Source organism: Dyella sp. SYSU CM1112, from assembly GCF_058216415.1.
On record NZ_JBZEGI010000005.1, the window covers coordinates 74,252 to 95,271 of the forward strand.

The following is a 21,020-nucleotide window of genomic DNA, read 5'->3' on the forward strand; positions in this document are numbered from 1 at the left end:
AGCTTACGTAGCGATCCGCGCCCGCTTGTGTGCGAACGCGGATCGTTCTTGCGAATCCGTGAATACCGTCAATCGGAACCGTTGTCGGAACCGCCACCGTTGTGCGCGTTCTGCCAGCGTTGCCGCATGTTCTGCTTCAGCGTGGCGTATTCCTTCTGCTGGTCCGGTGTAAGCACGGCGTTGATCTGCGTATCGGCATCTTGCTGGATGGAACGCAGCTTGGCGTGGCGATCCTGCGGGGCGAGCGATGAATCATTGCGCACGGCAGCGAGCTGCTGCGCACGATTCTGCAAAATTGTCGTGAGCTTGGCGGTTTGATCATCGCTAAGGCCCAGATGCTTGGCGAGACGCGTGGCCTGCCGCTGCGGATCGGGGGCGCGGCGCATCATGCTATCCGAGCCGGCCGCCGTACCGCTGGCCTGTGCGAACACGGCAGGAGCAAGGCTGGCCACGCCGAGCGCCAGGCCGAGCAGGGCAAAACGCGAGGCTAATTTGTTCATGGGTGTCTCCGGGGTTCCCTGGGTATAAGGCCATCGGTCGATGGCCGACAGATGAGGTAACGAAGAAACGTATCCGGCGTTTACTTGAAAGCCTTGAAAGGTTCCCCAACGGCCCCGACGCTTCATACTTCCCGCCCCATGGAGCCTGCCATGATCGACCTGCATTACTGGCCCACGCCGAACGGCCATAAGATCACCCTGTTTCTGGAAGAAACCGGCCTGCCCTACACCATCAAGCCAGTGAACATCGGCAAAGGTGAGCAATTCGAGGCGGCGTTCCTGCAGATTTCGCCCAATAACCGCATGCCGGCCATTGTCGATACGCAACCGGCCGATGGTGGTGAACCGATCAGCGTGTTTGAATCCGGTGCGATCTTGCAGTACCTGGCTGAAAAGACCGGACGCTTTTTGCCGAAGGATCTACGCGGCCGTACGACAGTACTGGAGTGGCTGTTCTGGCAAGTCGGTGGTCTCGGGCCGATGCTGGGTCAGAACCATCACTTCAATCGCTATGCGCCGGAGAAGATTCCCTACGCGATCGACCGCTATGTGCGTGAAACGCAGCGTTTGTACGGCGTGCTGGACAAGCGGCTCGAAGGGCGCAACTTCGTAGCTGGCAGCGAGTACAGCATCGCAGATATGGCCGCCTACCCGTGGATCGTGTCGTACGAAAACCAAAGCATGAAGCTGGAAGATTTTCCGAATGTGAAGCGGTGGTTCGAGCACATTCGCGATCGCGAGGCGACACGTCGCGCATATGCAATAGCTGACACGATTCAAGGCAGGACGGACTTGCGCACGGATGAAGAAGCGCGGCGCCATTTGTTCGGCCGGTGAAGTGCTTTGACGAGCGCGCGTTTTGCACGCAAGACGCTTTGTTCCTTCCTTCTGGTTCTTGGGAAGGAACGCCGAAATGTGTAAGCACTTGGTGACGTGCATGTATCGGCGTGAGAGACGTTTGAAGCAAGCGTGGCCTCTTCACCCCAACTCTTTTCCCAAGGGGCGAACGTAAGCAACCTCATCCCGCCTGGATGCAGGGATGAAAGTGATTTTGGCCAGGGTGGCTTCCGCACGTGACGCCTGTGCTTCAACCGCCCGCGCTACTTAGCTCCCCTCCCCTACGTGTAGCAGGGGAGGACGGGGCAGGGTGAAGCCCCTCATGACGCGGTAAGCCCATGACCCGCGGTGAGCATGCCGTTCGCTTCATCTCGCTGCTTTGCGGCCGGCTAAGGCCAGTCGCAATCTGTGGCGGAAAATCGTGAACCTGGATGCTTCTCCCAGCCATCACGTCAGCAAAAGGTGCTGCCTGCAAGGGCCAACCATTCGCCAAGCCAAGGCCGTATTCAATGTTGGCTATGCAGCGCCGTGTCGGATTTTTTCACCGTGTTCAATACATCCTCAAGCTCCAGCGCGAAGCGCTCGAAGCATTCGGCGAGCTGGGCGCGGTTGAGTTCCATGAGCGTGTGGCTTTCCTCATGCGTATTCGGCGTGATGAATGAGGTGAGCAGAAACAAGTGATCGCGTATTTCCAGCAACTTTACGTGGCCAGTGGGTGGCAGCAGATAATAAAAACGGTGTAGCAGTGTGGCGGATAAATCTTCCATGCAAGCTCCAATGTTTCAGGTCACGCCGCGCATTGCACGCGGCGTGATGGGCACGGGGCAATGCCCCGCTTCGAAATCGAAAACGCCGCAAGGCGCCGGCGACTAAGTACCCGAGACCACCTGACACCACGCAAGCAGCGTGGCCGTAAAGCGCATAATTGACGGGAAGGACGCGCCGCAGCGCGCAAGTGCCGTATGATTCAGGACAGCCATCAGCAACTCCAGTTTAGTTGTTAGTGGTCAGCGGATCGTGTGAGCTGCTACTCATGCGATCCGCGCTTTACCTCATACGTCGGGTGTGTGGATCCCCAGAGCAAAGGGCACACCCGACTGCCACACTTTCTGTTGAATGGCGTGATGTGTCCATCAGGATATGTCTACTCATGCTGTAGGCCCATGCATGTGCTTCACCGATCATCGCAAAGAAAAAGCCCGTCTTTCGGCGGGCTTTGTGCTTGCAGCTGTTCAAACCTATCAATGCGCGCGACCCACGCCGGAATCACCCTGCAACAGCGGCGGCGGTGCGCCGGCCACGGCGATCAGGGACTGTGCGTAACCGTCTTCCATCGTCACCGTGGAAACTTCATCCCACGCGAAGAACGATGCCTCATGCAACCACTCCGCGTCGGGGGTGATTTCCTGCATGTTGAAGCCTTCTTCTTCCACGCTTACCAGGCGGCCGATGTAGCAGACTTCGGATTCCTCTTCGCTGTCCACATGCACACCGATCACCGGCGCCATCGCGCTGGCGGCCTGCACCACGTCGCGGATGTTGTCCAAGGGGAAGCTGCGTGGCAGCCGGGGTACCAGATTCTTCAGCACCAGCGCCTTCTCCATGAAAAGCTGATGCTTGTCGGGAGTTTCCAGCTCGGTAACGTCGCGATGGCGCATCACATACATGCCATCGTAGGTAACGCCGTCACCGACGACCCATAGCAGGAAAAACTCCCTACCCACGCCGCCGACATACCCGCAGAAGCTGCCGTGTTCGAGATCGCCGCGCCATAAACGCACCAGTTGCTGTTTTTGTTGCGCTTCGCGGAGCTGCGCACGCTGACCGGTGGTCTTCAGTTCAATGATGTTGCCCATGGCCGATATTTTACCAGAGGGGGTCCGACCGCTTGTTTACAGCCCGCTAAGCGCTGGATTTTCCGATGGATACCTATGTTTTTCAAATAGTTGCAATAGACGGCCGGGTTCAGAGGATGTAGCGGCTCAAATCCTCGTCCTTGACCAGCGTTCCGAGATTTTTATCCACATATTCGGCGTCGATCAGGTAATTTTCGCCGGATTTATCCGCAGCTTCGTAGGAGATCTTTTCCAGCAGCCGCTCCATTACCGTATGCAGGCGGCGGGCGCCAATGTTCTCGGTGCTTTCGTTGACCTGGAAGGCCACCTCGGCCAGCCGGTCTACGCCGGATTCGTCGAAGGTGAGGGTCACGCCCTCGGTGCCGAGCAGGGCGACGTACTGTTTGGTCAGCGCGTTGTGCGGCTCACGCAAGATGCGCTTGAAGTCTTCCACTGACAGCGCTGATAGCTCCACGCGAATCGGCAAGCGGCCCTGCAGCTCCGGAATCAGGTCGGAGGGCTTGGCCAACGAGAACGCGCCGGAGGCGATGAACAGCATGTGATCGGTCTTGATCGGACCGTACTTGGTGGACACGGTGGAACCTTCTACCAGCGGCAGCAGGTCGCGTTGCACACCCTCGCGGCTGACGCCTGCGCCGCCCCATTCCGAGCGCTGCGCGATCTTGTCGATCTCGTCGATGAAGACAATGCCGTTCTGCTCCGCGGCTTCCATCGCCTGGGCGCGGATTTCATCATCATTGAGCAGGCGGCCGGCTTCTTCCTCGATCAGCAGCGGGCGCGCGGCCTTGATCGGCAACTTGCGCTTTTGCGTGCGCGCACCGCCCAGGTTCTGGAACATCTGGCGCAGTTGCTGACCCATCTCTTCCATGCCGGGTGGCGACATGATCTCCACGCCGACGTTCATGCTGACATCGAGTTCGATCTCGCGGTCATCGAGTGCGCCTTCGCGGAGCTGCTTGCGTAGTTTCTGACGCGTGTCGCTTTCGATAGATGGCGCAGGTTCCTGGTCGTGCGTCCAATCGGTGGCCGTCTGACGGCGTGGCAACAATGCATCCAGGATGCGATCTTCGGCGCGATCTTCGGCTTGCGTGCGCACGCGTTTCATCGCCAGCTCGCGTGTCAGCTTGTAGGCCACATCGGCGAGATCGCGCACGATCGATTCCACGTCCTTGCCGACATAACCCACTTCGGTGAACTTGGTGGCTTCCACCTTGACGAAGGGCGCGTTCGCCAACGTCGCAAGGCGACGCGCGATTTCGGTTTTGCCCACGCCGGTGGGGCCGATCATCAGGATGTTCTTAGGCGTCACTTCCTCGCGCAATGCCGGTTCAAGTTGCATGCGGCGCCAGCGGTTGCGCAGCGCAATGGCGACGGCGCGCTTGGCGTCGTGCTGGCCGATGATGTAGCGGTCGAGTTCGTTGACGATTTCGCGGGGTGTGAGTTCTGACATGGTCCGGAACCAAAAATGCGGAGATAGGGAACGCAGCGCGATAGTTGCTGCGATAGTGAGGAAACGTGCCGACAGCGATGCACTTTCGCTACGGTGAGGCGCCTTCCTTACAGCTCTTCGATCGTGGTGTTGTGATTGGTGTAGATGCAGATGTCGCCAGCGATCTTCAATGCGCGTTCCACGATGGCGCGCGCATCGAGTTCGGTGTTTTCCATCAGCGCCAGCGCGGCGGATTGCGCGTAGGGGCCGCCGGAACCGATGGCGATCAGACCATGTTCGGGTTCCAGTACGTCGCCATTGCCGGAAATCAGCAATGAAGCATCCTTGTCGGCCACCGCCAGCATCGCTTCGAGGCGACCCAGTCGGCGATCGGTGCGCCACTCCTTGGCCATCTCCACGGCAGCACGGGTGAGGTTGCCGCTGTGCTTGTCCAGCTTTTGCTCGAACAGCTCGAACAGGGTGAAGGCGTCTGCGGTGGCGCCGGCAAATCCCGCGAGCACATCGCCCTTGCCCAGGCGGCGGATCTTGCGCGCATTGGCCTTCATGACCGTGTTGCCCAGCGTAACTTGACCGTCGCCACCGATCACGACGCGCCCGTGCCGGCGCACCGAGATGATGGTTGTGGCGTGAAAGGATTCCATGAACATCTCCGGGAAAAGCCAAGACCGAAAACGTGGGGCCGCCGGTCGGAAATCCAAGCCGCTAGAGGGACGCGGCTCTTCGAACTGTTGCGGCAAGCTCAATGCCGCTGCCAAAGCAGCACCGCGCCGGCTGCCGTGACGCACCAGGCCATCAGCGCGACCAGCAAGGCAGGCACCAGCCGCATGCGGTCGACCAGCCAGTAAAGGCTTGCCAGATAGGCCAGATAGGGCACCACTGCCCACATGCCGAATACGATGGTTGCCTTCAGCTCGGTTACACCACGTTCGCTGCCCACAATGTAGTGCGCCATCAGTGCGAACGTTGGAAACAGCGGCAACAAGCCAGCGATGTGATAGTTGCGCGTTCGCGCCAACAGCCCGATCAACAGCACCATCCATGCACCGATCAGGGCTTTCGCAAAGAGGTTCATGCTTTCAACACATGGCCATGATTATTTTCTGCGCGCACGCGGATGGGCGGCGTCATAAACCTTAGCCAAGTGCTGGAAATCCAGGTGCGTATAAATCTGTGTGGTGGCGATGTCGGCATGCCCGAGCAGCTCCTGTACCGCACGCAGATCACCGGATGATTCCAGCATGTGGCTGGCGAAGGTGTGGCGGAGCAAGTGCGGATGCACGTGCTTGGCAAAACCTTGGCGCATAGCCAGCGTTTTCATGCGTGCCTGCACGGTACGCGGACTGATCGGTGCACCGTGGCGACCGCGGAACACCGGGGATTCCGGCACGCATCCCTCGGCATCGCCTAATGCACGCAATGCGGCGATTGCATGGCGGCCCACAGGTACGATGCGCGTCTTGCGACCTTTGCCGAGCACGCGGACCTCGCCCGCATCGAGATCCAGATCTATCCAGCGCAATCCGATCAGCTCGGACAAGCGCAATCCGGAGGAATAGAACAGTTCGAGCATGGCGCGATCGCGCACGCCCAATGCATCATCCTTGCCATCGCCCACCACCAGTGCCGTGGCCTCGTCGACGTCCAGCACCTGCGGCAATTTGCGATGCACTTTCGGTCCGCGCACGCCGGCGAGTGGATCGTGCGTCAGTCCACCTTCGCGGGTGAGTTGACGAAACAGGCTGCGGCAAGAAGAAAGCAGGCGCTGCAGGCTTTTGGGCGAGAGGCCGGCGCGGTGCTCGGCGGCCACGAAGCCGCGCATGCGGTGCGGTTGTAGCAACTCGAAAGATGCGATCTGTTGCGCCTGCATGTAGTGCAGCAACTTCGCCAGATCGCGCCGGTAACCGGCGACGGTATGTGGGGATGCCTTGCGTTCGCTAGCCAGTCGCGCGAGCCATGCATCGACCTGGGCTTGTGCGTCCATGATCCGATTCAAGCGCCATCCTGCAGGCGCGCCAGCGCTGCGGTGACGGTGGCCGCGATCATTTTCAGGAAGGCCGTTCCCATGCCGGGTTGGAAGTGATCCGCATCTTGGCTGCCGAGTGCGAGCAATCCCAGTTCACCCAGGGGCATCAGCGCAGCCGAGCGGATATGGGGGGCCTGTTGCCCGAACAAGCGCTGCAGGCGTTCCGGGGACAGGCGTCCGGAAAGGGGTTCATGATGGGCGAGGAAATCCGCAAATTCCGGCATGGCAGCGCGGCCACCCGGCTCATGCATCAACCAGTCCGCTGGCGGCAGCGTGAGTTTGCCGAACAAGACGATGCGAACCTGATCGGTGCCGAAGTCTTTTGAAAGCGTGGCCACGACGCTGCGCGCGGCAACTGCTGGCGTGTTGGCGCGCAGCACGGTGACGTTGAGGTCGTGCACGCGCAGCATCAGGCGCTCGTTTTCGGCAGCAATCGCCGTCAATTCGCTTAGCTTGCGCTCCAGTTCTTCGTTCTTCTCGCGCAGGGCTTGCAACTGATACGCCGCGAGCGATGCAACGGCACCCTGTTCGCGCGGCAGCGTCAGCAGCGTGGCCAATTCAGGATAGTCGCCGAGAAAACCCGGATGCTTGCGCAGATACGCAGCGACATCACTGGCCTTGAGCGTGTCATCGAGCAGGGCGTTGGTCATGCACGAAACCTCGAGCCGAAAAACGTAGGATGTTGGTCCCCTACCCTGAGTGTGCGATGGACGCGCCTCCGCATCAATCACTCGCTCGCGGATCCAGCCACTCCCCTTCAAAGACAAATGCGGCCGGACCGGTCATCCAGAGCCGTTCGCCAGGGCCAGTCCAGTCGATATGCAGGCTTCCGCCGGGGAGGTCGACCTGCACATGCGCGTCAACCTCGCCGCGCCGTCGCAGCACCGCCATCGCCGCGCAGGCGCCGGTGCCACAGGCCAGGGTCCAGCCCGAGCCACGTTCATGCACGCGCAAGCGCACATGCCGGGGACCGAGTTTCTGCACGAAACCGGCATTGGCGTGTTCGGGGAAACGCGCATGGGCTGTCAGCGCCGGGCCGAGCTGCGCCAGTGCTGGCGCCTGCAGATCGTCCACGACCATCACGGCGTGGGGATTGCCCATCGACACTGCGCCGATTTCCACACGTTGCTGCTCAAGTTCCAGGCTGTACCGGTCCGCCACGTGTGGCGCATCGAAGGGGATACGTACCGGTTCGAACACCGGTTCCCCCATGTCCACTGTTACCCGGCGAGCGTCGATCAGCCGCACGGTGACCGGCCCGGAAGGGCTCTGGATCTGCACGGTCTCGCCAATGGGCAATTGCCCGGCGCGATGCAGCCATGCCGCGACACAGCGCACGCCGTTACCGCATTGGCCCGATGGCGAGCCGTCGGCATTCCAGATGCCGTAATAGAAGGCACTGGTGTCGTTGCGCGCTGGTTCAACGCTCAGCAGCTGATCGAAGCCGATGCCAGTGTGGCGGTCGGCCATGGATCGAATGAATGCGGCGTCAAGAGCGAGCGGGCCGTCGCGGCTGTCGATCACGGCGAAGTCATTGCCGCTGCCGTGCATCTTGGAAAAACGCAAAGTCATGCGTCGAACCGGACCATTAGTTTCCACTCGACGGATGCGCCGCCGTGCTGCTTGCGTTGGCGGGGGCCGCTGCCGTCGACGCATGCGCCGGCGCGGCCGCGTGATGGGCATGCGCGGGTTTCGGCGTCGATCTCGGCATATACAAAGGCCCTTTGTTGCCGCAGCCCGAGATCGCGATGAAGGCGAGGCAAAGCGGCAGCAGGATCATTCGGCGCATGAGCAAGAACCCTGGGGAAAACACCCGCAGTATAGCCAAGCCGCGACGCCGGCAACGTTTATCATATAGGCCCGCTGCAAGGGACTGCAGACCGTTGGAGTGCCCGATGAACTGGAATGAATTGCTGCGCCTGCCGAGTACGCTGCTGGCGATCCTGACTGCGTTGGTCTTGCTGGTAGCCCTGGTTCAGTTGCTCGCGGCGCGGCAGCAGTTGCACCAGCGCCGCCGGCTCGCGGCAAGCGGGCATACGCTGTTGATGCTGGTCTTTATTCTGTTAGGCAGCGTGCTGGGGATCATCGCGATGTCGTTGCGTGGTTACCGTTTCCTCAGCGAGGAGACCCCAGTGGTGCAGATCGACGCGCACATCCTCTCGCCGCAGCATTGGTCGGTGTTGCTGACTTGGCCGGATGGGGCCACGCGCACCGTCATGCTTGCCGGTGACGACTTTCAGGTCGACGCAGTGGTGCTGAAATGGAAGCTACCCGCGATGTTGGCGGGCCTGCCGCCGCTCTATCGGCTCGATCGCCTTTCCGGGCGCTACGATGATGCCGCGCAGGAGATGCACGACGAACGCACCGTAGTCGACTTCGACCAGGCAGGCGAAGGCGACTTGCTGGACCTCAAACGGCAATTTCCGCGCTGGCTGCCCGAAGTGGATACGGTGTTCGGCAGTGGTGCTTTCCTGCCGCTGGTCGACGGCGGTCATTACACCGTCAGCCTGATGCGTACCGGTGCACTGGTGGCGCGGCCCGATGACGCCACGGCGCAACGCATCGGTCAGCCGTTAGGGGATTGAAGCCGAGGTCGTACCGTTACGCCCTCCGACTTTGGAACCTGATTCGTATCGGACTACAGCCGCACGCATCTCCTTCCCTTGCATGCAGGGGAACGAGACTGTTTCCGGCGACTTATGCAAGCGAGGATTCGCGCGGGCCCAGCGCGCAGAATGGGGCGGTGCCAAGACCTTATGCCGTCAAGATGCGCTTGACCGGGTCCCGGAGACCTTCGCAGATCAGGCCGCGGCATCACCAACCCATCGAACGGTTCCGGCCTTTCTTACTGCTCCCGACTATTCCCGCACAAGCGTCTTTTCGTAACGGTAGGCATCGCTGCCATCTTCATAGAAGCCTTGTTCGAGTCCGGCACGGTGATAACCCAGCCGCTCGTAAAGCCGAATAGCGCTGGCGTTGTCGGTGCGTACCTCCAGACGCAGCGTCTGGCAGCGCCGCTGGCGAGCGATGCTCTCCGCCGCCTCGATCAGTGCCGTGCCTACGCCTTTGCCGCGCGCCTCCGGCAGGCTGGCAATCGAGTAAAGGCGCGCCTTGCGGCTGCCCTTGCGAAAGAACACCAGGGCCGTGCCCAGAAAGCGACGATGGTTGGCGCTGGCGACCAGCACACGTGCGCTGTCGCTGTCGAGATGGCGGCGAAACTGTGTGCGGCTGATCTGGTCACTGTCGAACGTAGCCTGTTCCAGGGCGACCAGATCATCGAGATCGGAAAGTTCGGCTCGGCGCACCCGCACGGGGGCGGTGGCTGGCTTAGCAATCATCAAAGGCCCTCAATCGAAAAAGTGCCGGTAGCGGGCCGGACACCGAGGATCACGGTGGCTCGCCGTGGGTGCGAGCAAGCGCGGCACTCTAGTGCACTGCGCGCAGGAAATCATCCTGTTGGCGTCATCTGCTGCACCTGGCCCGAGCGACGTTTACTCCGGCTTCAGTGCTTGCTCTTGTACGCCTTGCCGAGGTGCAAGACACTGCCGCCTTGCGCTGCGCCGCCTCGTTCCCCACGCGACGACGTCCCATTGCCGGTCTTTTGCCTTGAGGTGTCATGACCCGACTCGTCATCGTCGTCGAGAAAGCTTCCGATTGGAGCTCTTACTATCCGTCCGTCGACGTGGTTACCGCGATGGACTACCTGCGTGAACCGGTGGGTGGCGACGATGAGCGCACCCATGTCATCAACCTGTGCCGAAGCTACAAATACCTTGGCACCGGCTACTACGTATCGCTGCTGGCGGAAGCCCGCGGCCACCGCGTGATGCCGTCCGTGCGTACGGTGAACGATCTGCGGCGACGCTCGCTGTACGGTCTGGCCATCGATGACCTCAACGCCAAGCTCACCCATTTCCTGCCGGAAGGCGCGCGCGATACCACCGACTTCGGCATCCTCGTCTACTTCGGCGAGACCGCTTACCCCGCCTTGCAGGATCTGGCCCGCCAAGTCTTCGAAATGTTTCCCTGCCCGCTGCTGCGCATCGAGTTCGAGCGTGAACGCGTGTGGCAGATCAGCTCCGTCAAGCCGGTGGGCCTGCACACGCTGGACGATGCGCAGGAAGATGCGTTCGCGGCCGAGCTCGACCGCTTTTCCAAAAAGCTGTGGCGAAAACCTCGCGCCAGGCGGCTGTATCGCTATGACCTCGCCATGCTGGTGGATCCCAACGAAGCGATGCCGCCTTCAAACAAGAAAGCGCTCAAATCGTTCATCTCCGCTGGCAAGGAGCTGGGGATCGAAGTCGATCCCATCGGCAAGAATGACTACCAGCGTCTGGCGGAATACGACGGCTTGTTCATCCGCGAAACGACGGCCAGCGACAATCACACCTACAGCTTTGCACATCGCGCCGAGCGCGAAGGCATGGTGGTAATCGACGATCCCAGTTCGATTCTTCGCTGCACCAACAAAATCTTCCTCAATGATCTGATGATCTCGCGAAAACTCGCGGTGCCGCGAACCGAGATCCTCTATCGCGAAAATACCAAGGGTCTGAAAGAAGTCGCTACCAAGCTTGGTTATCCGCTGGTACTGAAAATTCCTGACGGTTCCTTCTCGCGCGGCGTCGTGAAAGTGGAAAGCGAAGACCAGCTTGAGAAGGCCACCAGCGAGTTGTTCCAGCATAGTGCCCTGTTGCTGGCGCAGGAATTCGTCTACACCGAATTCGATTGGCGTGTCGGCGTGCTGAATCGCGAGCCGTTGTACGCATGCAAGTACTACATGTCGCGCGGGCACTGGCAGATCTATAACCATGGTGCGAAGGGCACCGCCAAGTCTGGCGGTTTCGAAACCATTCCCGCGCGCGATGCACCGGCAGAAGTGGTGAAACTCGCGCTCAAGGCCACCAACCCGATCGGTGACGGTTTGTACGGCGTCGACTTGAAGCAGGTCGGCGACAAAGCCGTGGTGATCGAAGTGAACGATAACCCTTCGATCGATGCCGGCGTGGAAGATGCCTACCTTGGCGAAGATCTCTACCGACGCATCATGCAGGAGTTCCTGCGCCGGATGGAGCGCAAGCGCATGGGCATCAACAGCTAGGCTTCCGCAACTCCCGCGGGTCATTCCGGCCTCCTCTTCCCTGAGCAGGCCGGAATCGTAGGCGCGGTCCCTCGCGCTGGCCGCCAGCTGCGACCGGATCCTTTAAATCAGCTGGCGGTCATCCCTTGAGCGGCGCTCCGGCCGCACTGGCTCCACTGCCAAGCGGATGCATCAATGCCAGATCAACCGGGATGCGTTGCGACGACGCGGTTTGAGTAGGCTTATCAATTGACGAGGCAGGCTCGGTTCCAGAGTGAGTGCGACGGCAAGCGGCGCGACAAAAAGCCAGAAGAACGGCGTCCAGCCCAGCCACTCCGTATAGGCCGGCACCAAGGTGCTCGCCAGCAAAAGGCTGCCACCCAGCAACCACAGCAGCGACAGCGCAAGCAACTTCGAGCGGCGTTCCATATCAACAACCTGCGGGCGCATGAGGCACTCCAGAGCGGACGATGGGCAAAGCTTGCCTCGCCCCAATCTCATAGACTGCGATGGGTCGTTCGCTTGATTGTGATGGACGAATCCGGCCCGGGAGAGCCCTTACAATGGTGGGCTATGCAGGAGCGCGCGCATGTCCCGACCCTTACTGTTCGCTGTCTTTGGCCATCCCATTGCACACAGCTTGTCGCCACAGATTCATCAGGCGTTCGCGCGGCAATTCGGCATCGATCTGCAATATCGCCCCATCGATGCCGAACCCTCGGCGTTCGCCGAGGCGGTGAATCGCTTCTTTCATGACGAAGATGGTCGCGGCGCGAACGTAACCTTGCCGCACAAGGCCTCGGCCTTTGCATTGGCTGACGAGCGCACGCAGGCAGCCACGCGGGCGGGAACGGCCAATGTGTTAACGCGTCTTGCAGATGGACGTCTATCCGCCCATAACACCGACGGCGTCGCCTTGGTGCGTGATCTCACCGATAGGCACGACCTTGATCTGCGTGGACACGATGCGCTTTTGCTCGGCGCCGGTGGCGCAGCGCGCGCGGTTGCCTGGTCGCTGTTCGAAGCGGGGGTACAAACGCTGACCATCGTCAATCGTTCGCCGGAGACCGCCGACGCGCTGGCCGATGCCATCGGCGAACCAGCACGCGTGCATACGCGCTATTGGGAGGATCTTGGCAACATCGGTAGCTTCGATTTGATCGTCAACGCCACCTCGGCTGGCACCTTGGGTCAATCGCTTACGCTGCCGTTTTCGCTCGCTGCCTCGCGTGCAGCTTGCTATGACCTCGGTTACGGCAAATCCGCCTTCGGTTTCCTGGCATGGGCTCGTGCGGCCGGCACCCGCTATGCCTTTGACGGCCTCGGCATGCTGGTGGAACAGGCCGCGGACGCGTTCGAGCTGTGGCACGGCAAGCGTCCGGACACGGAACCCGTCTATCAATCGCTACGCGCGCAGACGGCATGAATGCGGCGATGGCATGTCGACCCGGTTGCGGTGCCTGCTGCATTGCTCCCTCAATCAGCTCGCCCATTCCCGGCATGCCGAACGGCAAGCCGGCAGGCATGCGGTGTATCCAGCTGGGCGAAGACAACGATGTGCCATCTTCGGCGATCCTCGTCGTCCGGCGGTATGCAAAAACCTGCAACCGGAGCCGGCGATGTGCGGACTGAACGCAGAGCACACCCTGCGCTGGCTATCGCATCTGGAAGAGGCGACGCGAGGAGCTTGACGACTCGTTTCTTTCCCTGACGATTTGGCATCTCCAAAACATCACCCGTGCTAGCTTGGGTAAACAGGGGGCATCATTTCGTGGGGAGAGTTGCGCGATGTTGCCTAAGGGTTTTTTCCGTCTTAGCCTGGCGGCTGCCGGGTTATGGGTCGTGGTGGCAAGTGCGGCGCAGGCAGCGCCGGATACGAGCAGTCCCGTCGGTTCGGGCAACGTGACGGTCGCCGATCCTACGGTACCGCGTCCGCCAGGCCAGCCATGCGTGGTGCCGTTATTTAGCGGCGACACCTTCGACGATTACAGTCCGCGCCCTTTCACTTACGCGCCGCCATCGGGTTGCGGCACGCACTGGTCGAAGGTAGTGCTGGAGGGTGATTTCTCGATCACGGCAGGTGTGCAGTATGACCGCACGGCGACCATCTTTTTAGGGGGTGTGAATCTGTATTTCGGCACGACGCAGGAGCCGACCTCGACCGAAGGCCGCAGCTGGCATGTGGAGCGCGACCTCACCGACTACAGCGCGTTGTTTCGCAGCGCTAGCCAGGGCCAGGTGTTCATCGGCAATATCGTCAACAGCACGTATACCGGCGTGATCCACGGTAGCGCGCGCTTGTTGTTCTATCCGGCGTCGGTCGTGGCACCCGCACCGCGTGTGCCTGATGCGGTATATCCACTGGGAAGCGATCCGATCGGCAGCACGGCTACGCTAAACGATTCCAGCAGCCAGCTCTCTGCCACGCTGACGTTGCCACGCAATGTTGTGCAGGCTTATCTGGATGTGTTCACGCAGAGCCAGAGCGCGGATGAGTTCTGGTACACCTGCGTACCGGATCCATATTCGGCTGAAACCGGCGAATGCGGCGGCGGCAATTTCCGCGAGGCAGAGGTCAGCATCGACGGTCAGCCGGCGGGTGTAGCGCCGGTCTATCCATGGATCTACACGGGCGGCGTCGACCTCTATATCTGGAAACCCACGCCCGGCGTGCAGACCTTGAACTTCATGCCATACCGCGTCGATCTGACGCCCTTCGCTGGCGTGCTCAGCAATGGTTCGCCACATACCGTTGCCGTGAGCGTGCAGGGTGCCAACAGTTATTTTTCAGCGACGGCCAGCTTGTTGGTGTATCAGGACGCCCGCGCCAAACAAGTAAGCGGTGCGGTGGTGCGCAATACGTTGGCAGGGCAACCGCCCACGCCCACCATCGGCAGCACTTTGGCGCAGGATGGATCGGGCAATGTCAGTGGCGATGTCACCACCAACCTGAGTCGGCGCTTCGTGATCGAGGGCTACGTCAACACTTCGCGTGGCCGGGTGGATACCACCGTGAATCAGACGGTGAGCTTTGCCGATACGCAAGGCTTTACGATCACGGCCACCGAATACCATCAGATCAGCGACCAGCTCACGAGCGTGGAAGGGTCGAGCCGCAGCACGATCGGGCCGTTTGTAAGCGGTGAGTTCAAGGCAAATTTCAGCTACCCGCTGCATGTGGACTCCGATGAAACCGCGCAATCCGATGGCGACTATTCGATCCTCACCAGCATCCGCCAGGGCTACGATCAGCACACGGGCTTGAGCGTGAGTGGTTTCCCCGTGTATGCAGCGGATGTGCACAATCAGGTGGCGGGCTCCGACACGCTGGTCATAGACAGCGGATATCACATCCTCAGCCACAGCGGTCAGCAGGCCACGCAAACCTTTACGTTCAACGATTCGCTAGGCGGCTGCTACGGCGGCAGCGTGAGTTCCGCCAATAATGTGGTGACGGCTTATAGCAGCGGCCACGGCTGCCCCGGGCATCGCAATCGGCTGTTCTGGTTCACGCATCCGGATGGTTCGCCTTATCAGGGCGATCGTTTGCTGCCTTGGTAGTCACGGCTTGAACCCGCACCCCCTCAGATGGTCTGAGGGGGTGCCGGCATGCTAATTTTGTCGGTATATGACAGAGCATTGCGCTCCAGGAGTCCGTTACCGATGCGTATCCGTTTGCTTGCCCTTTCCGTTCTTGGCGTGGCTGTCGCGCTTGCCGGTTGCCATCACGCCACGCGTCCGGACGGTACACGGGTGACCAAGGGTGGCGTCACCGACATGGTGTCGTTCGAGGACTTCATTGCCAAGCATCCGACGCAGGAGCAGTTCAAGAAGATGTATCCGGGCGTGCAACTGATGCTGCCAGGGACCATCAGTACGATGGAAATGCGCTTCGACAATTCCCGTTTCTTTCCGCAGCTGGATAAGGACGGTCACATCGTCGGCGGCGACTTTCATTAAAAAGCCCATCGGCCGGGCACTGTCACATTCGACAAATCCGAGTCATTTTGCTGACATGTTGCCCGGTTAGCCTGACCCCACAGCGGCGTTCGCTTCATCCCCGGGCGAACGTCTTTCATACAAATCTCTGTATGTGCGGGTCAGCATGTCTTCTTCCGTTATCTCCGCACCGAATCGGCGCGGCCTGATTCTTGTCGTACTGGCCGTCATCGTGGTGGTTGCGGGTGGCGTATTCTGGTACGCGCGCGCAGCGATGAAATCCGCCGGGGAACATACCGCCAACGACGGCAGCGAGGTCGGCGTGATGATGGGCCTGGCCGATCAGGCGTTTCGCGAGAAGCGATTGGTCGCGCCGGTCGGCAGCAACGTCTACGAATTCTATTTCAGCGTATTGCAGCTGGACCCCAACAACGTCGTGGCTCAGCGACGCTTGCGCGAAGCATTCAAACCCGCATGCGATGTCGTTGAAAGCACGATTAACTCAGGCAATCTGGATGAGGCGCAGCGCGAGCTTTATTTGCTGCGCATGTACGATCCGCACAATTACAAGCTGGCCTTGTTAGGCAGCGTGCTCGACGCGCAACGCGTGATTGAGCGGCGCCGGCACGAAGCGGAAGCTGCGCGCATCCAGGCCGAACAGGCAGCTGGCGGACAACCAAGCGCGAATTGATCGTCGCCTCTTCGCACGCAGAGGCTTCAGCCAGCCAGATAGATGTCTTTCAGGCGCACATAATGATCAGCTGAGTAATGCAGCTGCTCGATTTGCTTGTCCGTCAACAGGCGTACCCGTTGCGCAGGATTGCCCAACCACAATTCACGTTCGCCGACGACTTTACCCGGCGGCACCACACTGCCTGCGCCTACGAAGCCGTATTTCTTCACCACGGCACCGTCAAGCACGGTGGCATGCATGCCGATCAGGCAGTAATCCCCGATGGTACAAGCGTGGATCACTGCAGCATGACCGATGGTGACACCTTCGCCGATAAGTGCGGGAAAGCCGCCCGGCGAATACGGGCCATCGTGCGTCACATGCACGATGGCGCCGTCCTGAACGTTGCTGCGCGCTCCGACACGGATGGCGTGCACGTCGCCGCGCAGCACCGCACCGGGCCAGATGGAAACATCATCGCCCAGCACAACATCGCCGATAACGGTGGCCGCGGGATCGACGTAAGCACGGGCGCCCAGCGTGGGCGAAACACCTTTGAAAGAACGTAGAGAGCTCATGCTCCGCATTTTAGATGCCGTCGACACATCGTAGCGAGTGATCACGCAGACGCGTTTCGCAAAGACTGCAGATCGCGGAATCATATAGGCCGCTTTGCCTTTGCGTGCTTTTCGCTGTGTCGAAATCAGATCAATGCTGCCTGGCCCCGTGAGGTACCGCCTCAATGTGGCGGGATCGTCCGGCGAGTACGCCAAAAACCATCATGGCGACGCTGAGCACGACGCCAACATTCAAGGGACCATGCCAGTTTCCGGTCAGGTCATGCAGCTCGCCGGCCAAAGTCGGTCCACAGGCGGCCAGCAAGTAGCCAACGCACTGCGCCATCCCCGAAAGCGCGGCGGCCTGACGGGCATGGCCGGTACGCAGCCCCATGTAAATAAATGCCAGCAGCAGACCGCCACCCGAGCCGACGCCAAAAAGAAAGGCCCATGCCATCGACCACGCAGGCGCAAACTGAAAGCCCAGTAACGCAAGACCCATCATGGAGCCCATGATCGCGGCCATCAGTTTTTGGTCTTTCATGCGATTGACGATCGGGCCCAGCACGATGCCAGGCATAGCCGTGGCAAGCTGCATCACGCCGTGCACCGAGCCTGCCATGGCGGCTGAAAATCCCTCTGATGTCAGGATCGACGGCAGCCAGCCGACGAGCACGTAATAGAGCAGGGAGTTGATACCCATGAACAGCGTGACCTGCCAGGCCAGCGCCGAATGCCAGACGCGTCCGCCGTGCGGAGGCGCTGCCGTATCCCGGGCTGGGGCGGTGTGCGCGCCGAGTTGAGCTGTCCAGATGAGAATGGCGGCGAGGGGAAATATCGCGGCGCTGCCCAAGGCGGCTTGCCAGCCGAAAGCGTCGCTAAGCAGGACGGCACAGGCCGAGACCACTGCCGCGGCAGCGCCCATGGCAAGCGTGCAGGCCCCGGTGATGGTGGGCACTCTCGTCGGGAAGTCACGTTTCACGAGACTGGGCAGTAAAACATTGCCGACGGCGATGCCGACGCCCGTGCAGCAGGTACCCGCATACAGGCATTCGACGGATCCGAGCGAGCGAATGGCAAGTCCGATGACAACCAGCAACAGGGAGGCGAACAAGGAACGCTCCAGGCCGTATTCCCGGGCAAAAAGCGCAGCAAAAGGCGAGATCACGCCGAAGGCCAGCAAAGGCAGCGTCGTCAACAAGCCCGCTTCCGTCGGCGATAAGCCGAATAGCGATTGAAGATTGTCGAGAATCGGCGCGACGCCCGTAATGGGAGCGCGCAAGGTGGTAGCGACAAGCAAGAGAGCCGTTATCACCAGGGACGGCCGCGAAACTGCAATCGTTGCATCACGATGATTCATTGGGTTTACCGGGAAACAGCCACGAAGAGAGCCGAAAGGGTACTGACCGGACCACGTCGTGAATTACGATGAGATGACAGGGAGTCACTAAAAACGGCCAACAGGACGCCCATGCTGCTCGAATCCGTGATTCACCATTTCGACGACACCAACCTTTGTGTCCCGGCGGTGGGCATGCATGTCGAGGTGGCGGACCACAAGAGCGAGATACCGGTGCACCAGCACCGTCTGGGGCAGTTGGTGCTTGCGCTCAAAGGCGGGGTGATGTGCGAGGTATCCAAGGCCATCTGGATGGTCCCGCTTTCCTGCGCTGTGTGGATTCCCGGTCAAATGCCGCATAGCGTTCGCGTCACCGCCAACGCGAGGATGTGCTATCTGTTCGTGCAACCGGATGCGGCGCCGCTGCCGGAGCAGTGCTGCACGCTATCGATCTCACCGCTGGTGCGTGAATTGGTCTTGCACATGGCGGAACAGCCACCCACGTATTCGCCGGACAGTCCTACCGGGCGTAAAGCCATCGTGCTGCTGGAAGAATTGGTCCGCATGCCGGTGGAGCACATGTATCTGCCCACGTCGAACGAACCCAGGATGCGCAAGCTTGCGAAGCTGCTGTCCGCCGATCCGGCAGATCGCCGTACTTTGGCGGAATGGGGAAACGTGCTGGCAATGAGCGAGCGCTCGCTGGCTCGCCTCGTTCGCCAGGAAACCGGCTTGACCTTCGGCCGCTGGCGGCAGCAGCTGCATCTCATCACTGCGCTGCGGCAGCTGTCCGCAGGCCATTCCGTCCAGCGTGTTGCGGAAACGCTGGGGTATGACTCGGTTGCCGCCTTCATCACAATGTTCAAGAAATCCCTGGGCAAACCTCCGGCGAAATACTTTGCTTCGATAGCTAAAGCTGATGGCGCGTAATCAGCGGCGTTTAAGGCCGAGCTCTTCGCGCGGAAGCCGCGTCAGTGTGTTCGCCGCTGTCCGTTCCCGTGCTTCCAATACGCGCATGGTTTCCTGGTAGCCGGCATCCACCGCCAGTTGCCAGTCCTGCCACGCCAGCATGCCTACGTGCTCCAAGGGCGGTGTGATCAAGACATCGGCCAGCTCATGGCAGTGCTGGCCGTTCTCCTCGCTGTTCACCATAGCGGCGCGAGTCAACGTGGAAACGAGCCTGGGCCAGCCGGTGCCACGCCGCTGGCGCAACCACAGCCGCCACCATGGCGGCGTGGCGAATTCCTCGGTCTGCGCGCGCAACTCGATGTCGGCCCGGATACTCACGGCCGTGATATGGGCGACACCGTCATCCGCCATGACGTCCGTCGGCAGGTTGTCGACCAGCGCACCATCTACGTACACCTGCCCGCGATGCAGCACGGGAGGCAGGATGCCGGGAATGGAACTGCTTGCGCGCAGCCACAACCATAACGGCCCATGCCGATGCACCACCTTGCCCTGGCCGGACAAGTTGGCGGTGACGCAGAAGAACGGCAGTTCCAGGTCTTCGATATCGATCGCCCCAAATGCGCGCCGCAGCATGATCGCCGCGCGCCGCCCGCGTGTCAGCGCCACCAGCGGCAAGGTCCAGTCGGAAAGCGGTTTGCCGCGTACGAAAGCCTCGTAATACACGCGCATCATGTCGTCGATGCTCCACATGTTGGCGACCCCCGCGCCGATAATGGCGCCGATGCTGGTGCCGCCCACGGCATCGAAGTGCTGTCCGGTTTCACGCAAGGCGCGCAAGGCACCCAGGTGTGCGAGACCGCGCGCGCCGCCGCCGGCCAGCACCAGCCCCCGCGCGTGTCCGCTGATCAGGCGCGCAATGCGTGAAATATCGCTTTCGCCACAAATGTGGTGGTGATGCACTTCACCGCTGAATTGTGCGCGCCAGCGTCGCGCTGCGCCTGGCAATACACGGTGGGCGGGATGAATCAGCAGCAAATGACGCGGACGATGCCGTACCCGTGCGGGATGCCCCGGTGCGCTCTCCGGCCACGGCTTGCTGGGCTGCGCTGCAAGGGCCGGCAACAGCAGCACGTCCGCCTGGCGCAGGCAACGTAGTCGCCACGACGGATCACCAGTGCTATCCAGATAAATCACGAAGCGCACCTGCGCCTCGCGCTCGGCAAACCAGTCGCTGCCGCGGTTCGCACCGTGTTCGGCGTCGATCACGATACAGGTGCCGTAGGCTTCCAGCGCTTGCGCAAGCTGCATTGCCAAGCCGCGCACCGGTACACCGTCATCGACGGGCAAAATCGCAAACGTACGTGGCTTGTCCGGCGGCTCGACATGGCGTTCCCGGCGGATCAGCCGGTCGACAGCTTGCCGGGCCACGCCCAGCATGGCGCGCGGATGGTGTTCGATCAGCTGCTCGAAGTGCTGCCGATCCAAACGCAGCAGTTCGCAATCCCGCAGTGCGCGTACGTTGTAGCGCAATACCTCTCCGCTGAGCAGGCCGAGTTCGCCTACGCAATCGTCGGCGGCTATCTGGCGAACCAGGTCCGTTGGCCCATCGAATACACCCAGGCTGCCGCTGCGCAACAGGTACAGGGCTTCGGCCACTTCGCCGGAGCGGAACAAATACTGGCCGCCGGGCAGGCAAATCCAGTGCAAATAGCCGGCAAGAGTGTGTCGCTGCGCATCACTCAAATGCGCGAACAAGGAGACACGACCGATCAGGGCGGGGATATCGGCAGGTAGCATGCGCCCGATGGTACGACGGCCGGGCAGCGTGAATGCGTCGGCTTGATTTCGGGACAT

23 protein-coding genes and 1 pseudogene are annotated in these 21,020 nt (G+C 61.0%); 9 read left to right on the plus strand and 15 right to left on the minus strand.

The annotated features are described in order from the left end of the window. Positions 1–68: 68 nt before the first annotated feature. Complete coding sequence (locus AC4HNJ_RS09215; protein WP_490479268.1) at positions 69–500, minus strand: DUF4890 domain-containing protein; 432 nt, start codon at positions 498–500, stop codon at positions 69–71. A 150-nt stretch (positions 501–650) separates the two neighbouring features. On the opposite strand from AC4HNJ_RS09215, the gene AC4HNJ_RS09220 reads away from it, so the two are divergent. Beyond that, positions 651–1,337: a glutathione binding-like protein gene (locus AC4HNJ_RS09220; protein ID WP_490479269.1), complete on the plus strand. Its 687-nt coding sequence runs from the start codon at positions 651–653 to the stop codon at positions 1,335–1,337. Positions 1,338–1,843: 506 nt separating this feature from the next. Here the strand turns inward: AC4HNJ_RS09220 and AC4HNJ_RS09225 are convergent. From AC4HNJ_RS09225 to lptM, 9 genes are all read right to left on the minus strand, one after another. Beyond that, positions 1,844–2,104, minus strand: coding sequence for an XAC0095 family protein (locus AC4HNJ_RS09225; protein ID WP_490479270.1), 261 nt, complete (start codon positions 2,102–2,104; stop codon positions 1,844–1,846). Between the two features lie 474 nt (positions 2,105–2,578). Beyond that, complete coding sequence (locus tag AC4HNJ_RS09230; RefSeq protein WP_490479271.1) at positions 2,579–3,193, minus strand: hypothetical protein; 615 nt, start codon at positions 3,191–3,193, stop codon at positions 2,579–2,581. A 109-nt stretch (positions 3,194–3,302) separates the two neighbouring features. Continuing rightward, entirely contained in the window at positions 3,303–4,643 is a 1,341-nt protein-coding gene (gene hslU, locus AC4HNJ_RS09235) for an ATP-dependent protease ATPase subunit HslU (protein WP_490479272.1), read from the minus strand. Between the two features lie 107 nt (positions 4,644–4,750). Continuing rightward, positions 4,751–5,284 (minus strand): ATP-dependent protease subunit HslV, encoded by a 534-nt coding sequence (hslV, locus tag AC4HNJ_RS09240; RefSeq protein ID WP_490479273.1) that lies wholly within the window; start codon positions 5,282–5,284, stop codon positions 4,751–4,753. 98 nt (positions 5,285–5,382) lie between these two features. Continuing rightward, positions 5,383–5,715: a GlpM family protein gene (locus AC4HNJ_RS09245; RefSeq protein ID WP_490479274.1), complete on the minus strand. Its 333-nt coding sequence runs from the start codon at positions 5,713–5,715 to the stop codon at positions 5,383–5,385. Positions 5,716–5,736: 21 nt separating this feature from the next. Continuing rightward, positions 5,737–6,624, minus strand: coding sequence for a tyrosine recombinase XerC (xerC, locus tag AC4HNJ_RS09250; RefSeq protein ID WP_490479441.1), 888 nt, complete (start codon positions 6,622–6,624; stop codon positions 5,737–5,739). A gap of 8 nt (positions 6,625–6,632) precedes the next feature. Further along, on the minus strand, positions 6,633–7,316 hold the full coding sequence (locus AC4HNJ_RS09255; RefSeq protein WP_490479275.1) for a DUF484 family protein: 684 nt from the start codon (positions 7,314–7,316) through the stop codon (positions 6,633–6,635). Positions 7,317–7,389: 73 nt separating this feature from the next. Further along, positions 7,390–8,238, minus strand: coding sequence for a diaminopimelate epimerase (gene dapF / locus AC4HNJ_RS09260; RefSeq protein WP_490479276.1), 849 nt, complete (start codon positions 8,236–8,238; stop codon positions 7,390–7,392). A 16-nt stretch (positions 8,239–8,254) separates the two neighbouring features. After that, positions 8,255–8,455: an LPS translocon maturation chaperone LptM gene (lptM, locus tag AC4HNJ_RS09265; RefSeq protein WP_490479277.1), complete on the minus strand. Its 201-nt coding sequence runs from the start codon at positions 8,453–8,455 to the stop codon at positions 8,255–8,257. A 106-nt stretch (positions 8,456–8,561) separates the two neighbouring features. On the opposite strand from lptM, the gene AC4HNJ_RS09270 reads away from it, so the two are divergent. Further along, positions 8,562–9,251 carry a hypothetical protein gene (locus tag AC4HNJ_RS09270; protein WP_490479278.1) on the plus strand — a complete coding sequence of 230 codons (690 nt, stop codon included), beginning with the start codon at positions 8,562–8,564 and terminating at the stop codon, positions 9,249–9,251. A gap of 273 nt (positions 9,252–9,524) precedes the next feature. Here AC4HNJ_RS09270 and AC4HNJ_RS09275 read toward each other — a convergent pair whose 3' ends face one another. Next, positions 9,525–10,004, minus strand: coding sequence for a GNAT family N-acetyltransferase (locus AC4HNJ_RS09275; protein ID WP_490479279.1), 480 nt, complete (start codon positions 10,002–10,004; stop codon positions 9,525–9,527). A 278-nt stretch (positions 10,005–10,282) separates the two neighbouring features. Between AC4HNJ_RS09275 and AC4HNJ_RS09280 the strand changes: the two genes are divergently transcribed. Further along, positions 10,283–11,767, plus strand: a complete 1,485-nt coding sequence (locus AC4HNJ_RS09280; RefSeq protein ID WP_490479280.1) for a RimK family ATP-grasp domain-containing protein — start codon at positions 10,283–10,285, stop codon at positions 11,765–11,767. 171 nt (positions 11,768–11,938) lie between these two features. Here AC4HNJ_RS09280 and AC4HNJ_RS09285 read toward each other — a convergent pair whose 3' ends face one another. Next, the gene (locus AC4HNJ_RS09285) at positions 11,939–12,196 is read right to left on the minus strand and encodes a hypothetical protein (RefSeq protein WP_490479281.1); all 258 of its coding nucleotides are present in this window, start codon (positions 12,194–12,196) and stop codon (positions 11,939–11,941) included. 139 nt (positions 12,197–12,335) lie between these two features. Here AC4HNJ_RS09285 and aroE point away from each other — a divergent pair, with 139 nt between their 5' ends. From aroE to AC4HNJ_RS09310, 5 genes and pseudogenes are all read left to right on the plus strand, one after another. Then, positions 12,336–13,172, plus strand: coding sequence for a shikimate dehydrogenase (aroE, locus tag AC4HNJ_RS09290; protein WP_490479282.1), 837 nt, complete (start codon positions 12,336–12,338; stop codon positions 13,170–13,172). Continuing rightward, a pseudogene (locus AC4HNJ_RS09295) lies at positions 13,169–13,437 on the plus strand (YkgJ family cysteine cluster protein). Before aroE ends, AC4HNJ_RS09295 begins: the two are co-directional and overlap by 4 nt. Before the next feature lie 97 nt (positions 13,438–13,534). After that, entirely contained in the window at positions 13,535–15,307 is a 1,773-nt protein-coding gene (locus AC4HNJ_RS09300; protein WP_490479283.1) for a peptide-N4-asparagine amidase, read from the plus strand. Between the two features lie 102 nt (positions 15,308–15,409). Next, positions 15,410–15,706 carry a hypothetical protein gene (locus AC4HNJ_RS09305; protein ID WP_490479284.1) on the plus strand — a complete coding sequence of 99 codons (297 nt, stop codon included), beginning with the start codon at positions 15,410–15,412 and terminating at the stop codon, positions 15,704–15,706. A 145-nt stretch (positions 15,707–15,851) separates the two neighbouring features. Beyond that, a complete protein-coding gene (locus tag AC4HNJ_RS09310; protein WP_490479285.1) occupies positions 15,852–16,376 on the plus strand; it encodes a hypothetical protein in 525 nt (174 codons plus the stop codon). Positions 16,377–16,402: 26 nt separating this feature from the next. On the opposite strand, the gene AC4HNJ_RS09315 is transcribed toward AC4HNJ_RS09310, so the two are convergent. Together AC4HNJ_RS09315 and AC4HNJ_RS09320 are read right to left on the minus strand one after the other, a co-directional pair. After that, entirely contained in the window at positions 16,403–16,936 is a 534-nt protein-coding gene (locus AC4HNJ_RS09315; protein ID WP_490479286.1) for a gamma carbonic anhydrase family protein, read from the minus strand. Positions 16,937–17,066: 130 nt separating this feature from the next. Further along, positions 17,067–18,275 carry an MFS transporter gene (locus AC4HNJ_RS09320; protein ID WP_490479287.1) on the minus strand — a complete coding sequence of 403 codons (1,209 nt, stop codon included), beginning with the start codon at positions 18,273–18,275 and terminating at the stop codon, positions 17,067–17,069. Positions 18,276–18,386: 111 nt separating this feature from the next. Between AC4HNJ_RS09320 and AC4HNJ_RS09325 the strand changes: the two genes are divergently transcribed. Next, on the plus strand, positions 18,387–19,184 hold the full coding sequence (locus tag AC4HNJ_RS09325; protein WP_490479288.1) for an AraC family transcriptional regulator: 798 nt from the start codon (positions 18,387–18,389) through the stop codon (positions 19,182–19,184). Here the strand turns inward: AC4HNJ_RS09325 and AC4HNJ_RS09330 are convergent, their stop codons facing one another. Further along, entirely contained in the window at positions 19,185–21,020 is a 1,836-nt protein-coding gene (locus AC4HNJ_RS09330; protein ID WP_490479289.1) for a patatin-like phospholipase family protein, read from the minus strand.

Coding starts and splice junctions, on each gene's coding strand:
- hslV (WP_490479273.1), bottom strand. CDS start 5,284: ATGGAATCCTTTCACGCCACAACCATCATCTCGGTGCGCCGGCACGGG.
- AC4HNJ_RS09245 (WP_490479274.1), bottom strand. CDS start 5,715: ATGAACCTCTTTGCGAAAGCCCTGATCGGTGCATGGATGGTGCTGTTG.
- AC4HNJ_RS09220 (WP_490479269.1), top strand. CDS start 651: ATGATCGACCTGCATTACTGGCCCACGCCGAACGGCCATAAGATCACC.
- AC4HNJ_RS09285 (WP_490479281.1), bottom strand. CDS start 12,196: ATGCGCCCGCAGGTTGTTGATATGGAACGCCGCTCGAAGTTGCTTGCG.
- AC4HNJ_RS09300 (WP_490479283.1), top strand. CDS start 13,535: ATGTTGCCTAAGGGTTTTTTCCGTCTTAGCCTGGCGGCTGCCGGGTTA.
- lptM (WP_490479277.1), bottom strand. CDS start 8,455: ATGCGCCGAATGATCCTGCTGCCGCTTTGCCTCGCCTTCATCGCGATC.
- AC4HNJ_RS09230 (WP_490479271.1), bottom strand. CDS start 3,193: ATGGGCAACATCATTGAACTGAAGACCACCGGTCAGCGTGCGCAGCTC.
- aroE (WP_490479282.1), top strand. CDS start 12,336: ATGTCCCGACCCTTACTGTTCGCTGTCTTTGGCCATCCCATTGCACAC.
- AC4HNJ_RS09275 (WP_490479279.1), bottom strand. CDS start 10,004: ATGATTGCTAAGCCAGCCACCGCCCCCGTGCGGGTGCGCCGAGCCGAA.
- AC4HNJ_RS09280 (WP_490479280.1), top strand. CDS start 10,283: ATGACCCGACTCGTCATCGTCGTCGAGAAAGCTTCCGATTGGAGCTCT.
- dapF (WP_490479276.1), bottom strand. CDS start 8,238: ATGACTTTGCGTTTTTCCAAGATGCACGGCAGCGGCAATGACTTCGCC.
- hslU (WP_490479272.1), bottom strand. CDS start 4,643: ATGTCAGAACTCACACCCCGCGAAATCGTCAACGAACTCGACCGCTAC.
- AC4HNJ_RS09325 (WP_490479288.1), top strand. CDS start 18,387: ATGCTGCTCGAATCCGTGATTCACCATTTCGACGACACCAACCTTTGT.
- AC4HNJ_RS09305 (WP_490479284.1), top strand. CDS start 15,410: ATGCGTATCCGTTTGCTTGCCCTTTCCGTTCTTGGCGTGGCTGTCGCG.
- AC4HNJ_RS09225 (WP_490479270.1), bottom strand. CDS start 2,104: ATGGAAGATTTATCCGCCACACTGCTACACCGTTTTTATTATCTGCTG.
- AC4HNJ_RS09215 (WP_490479268.1), bottom strand. CDS start 500: ATGAACAAATTAGCCTCGCGTTTTGCCCTGCTCGGCCTGGCGCTCGGC.
- AC4HNJ_RS09255 (WP_490479275.1), bottom strand. CDS start 7,316: ATGACCAACGCCCTGCTCGATGACACGCTCAAGGCCAGTGATGTCGCT.
- xerC (WP_490479441.1), bottom strand. CDS start 6,624: ATGGACGCACAAGCCCAGGTCGATGCATGGCTCGCGCGACTGGCTAGC.
- AC4HNJ_RS09320 (WP_490479287.1), bottom strand. CDS start 18,275: ATGAATCATCGTGATGCAACGATTGCAGTTTCGCGGCCGTCCCTGGTG.
- AC4HNJ_RS09310 (WP_490479285.1), top strand. CDS start 15,852: ATGTCTTCTTCCGTTATCTCCGCACCGAATCGGCGCGGCCTGATTCTT.
- AC4HNJ_RS09270 (WP_490479278.1), top strand. CDS start 8,562: ATGAACTGGAATGAATTGCTGCGCCTGCCGAGTACGCTGCTGGCGATC.
- AC4HNJ_RS09315 (WP_490479286.1), bottom strand. CDS start 16,936: ATGAGCTCTCTACGTTCTTTCAAAGGTGTTTCGCCCACGCTGGGCGCC.
- AC4HNJ_RS09330 (WP_490479289.1), bottom strand. CDS start 21,020: ATGTCCCGAAATCAAGCCGACGCATTCACGCTGCCCGGCCGTCGTACC.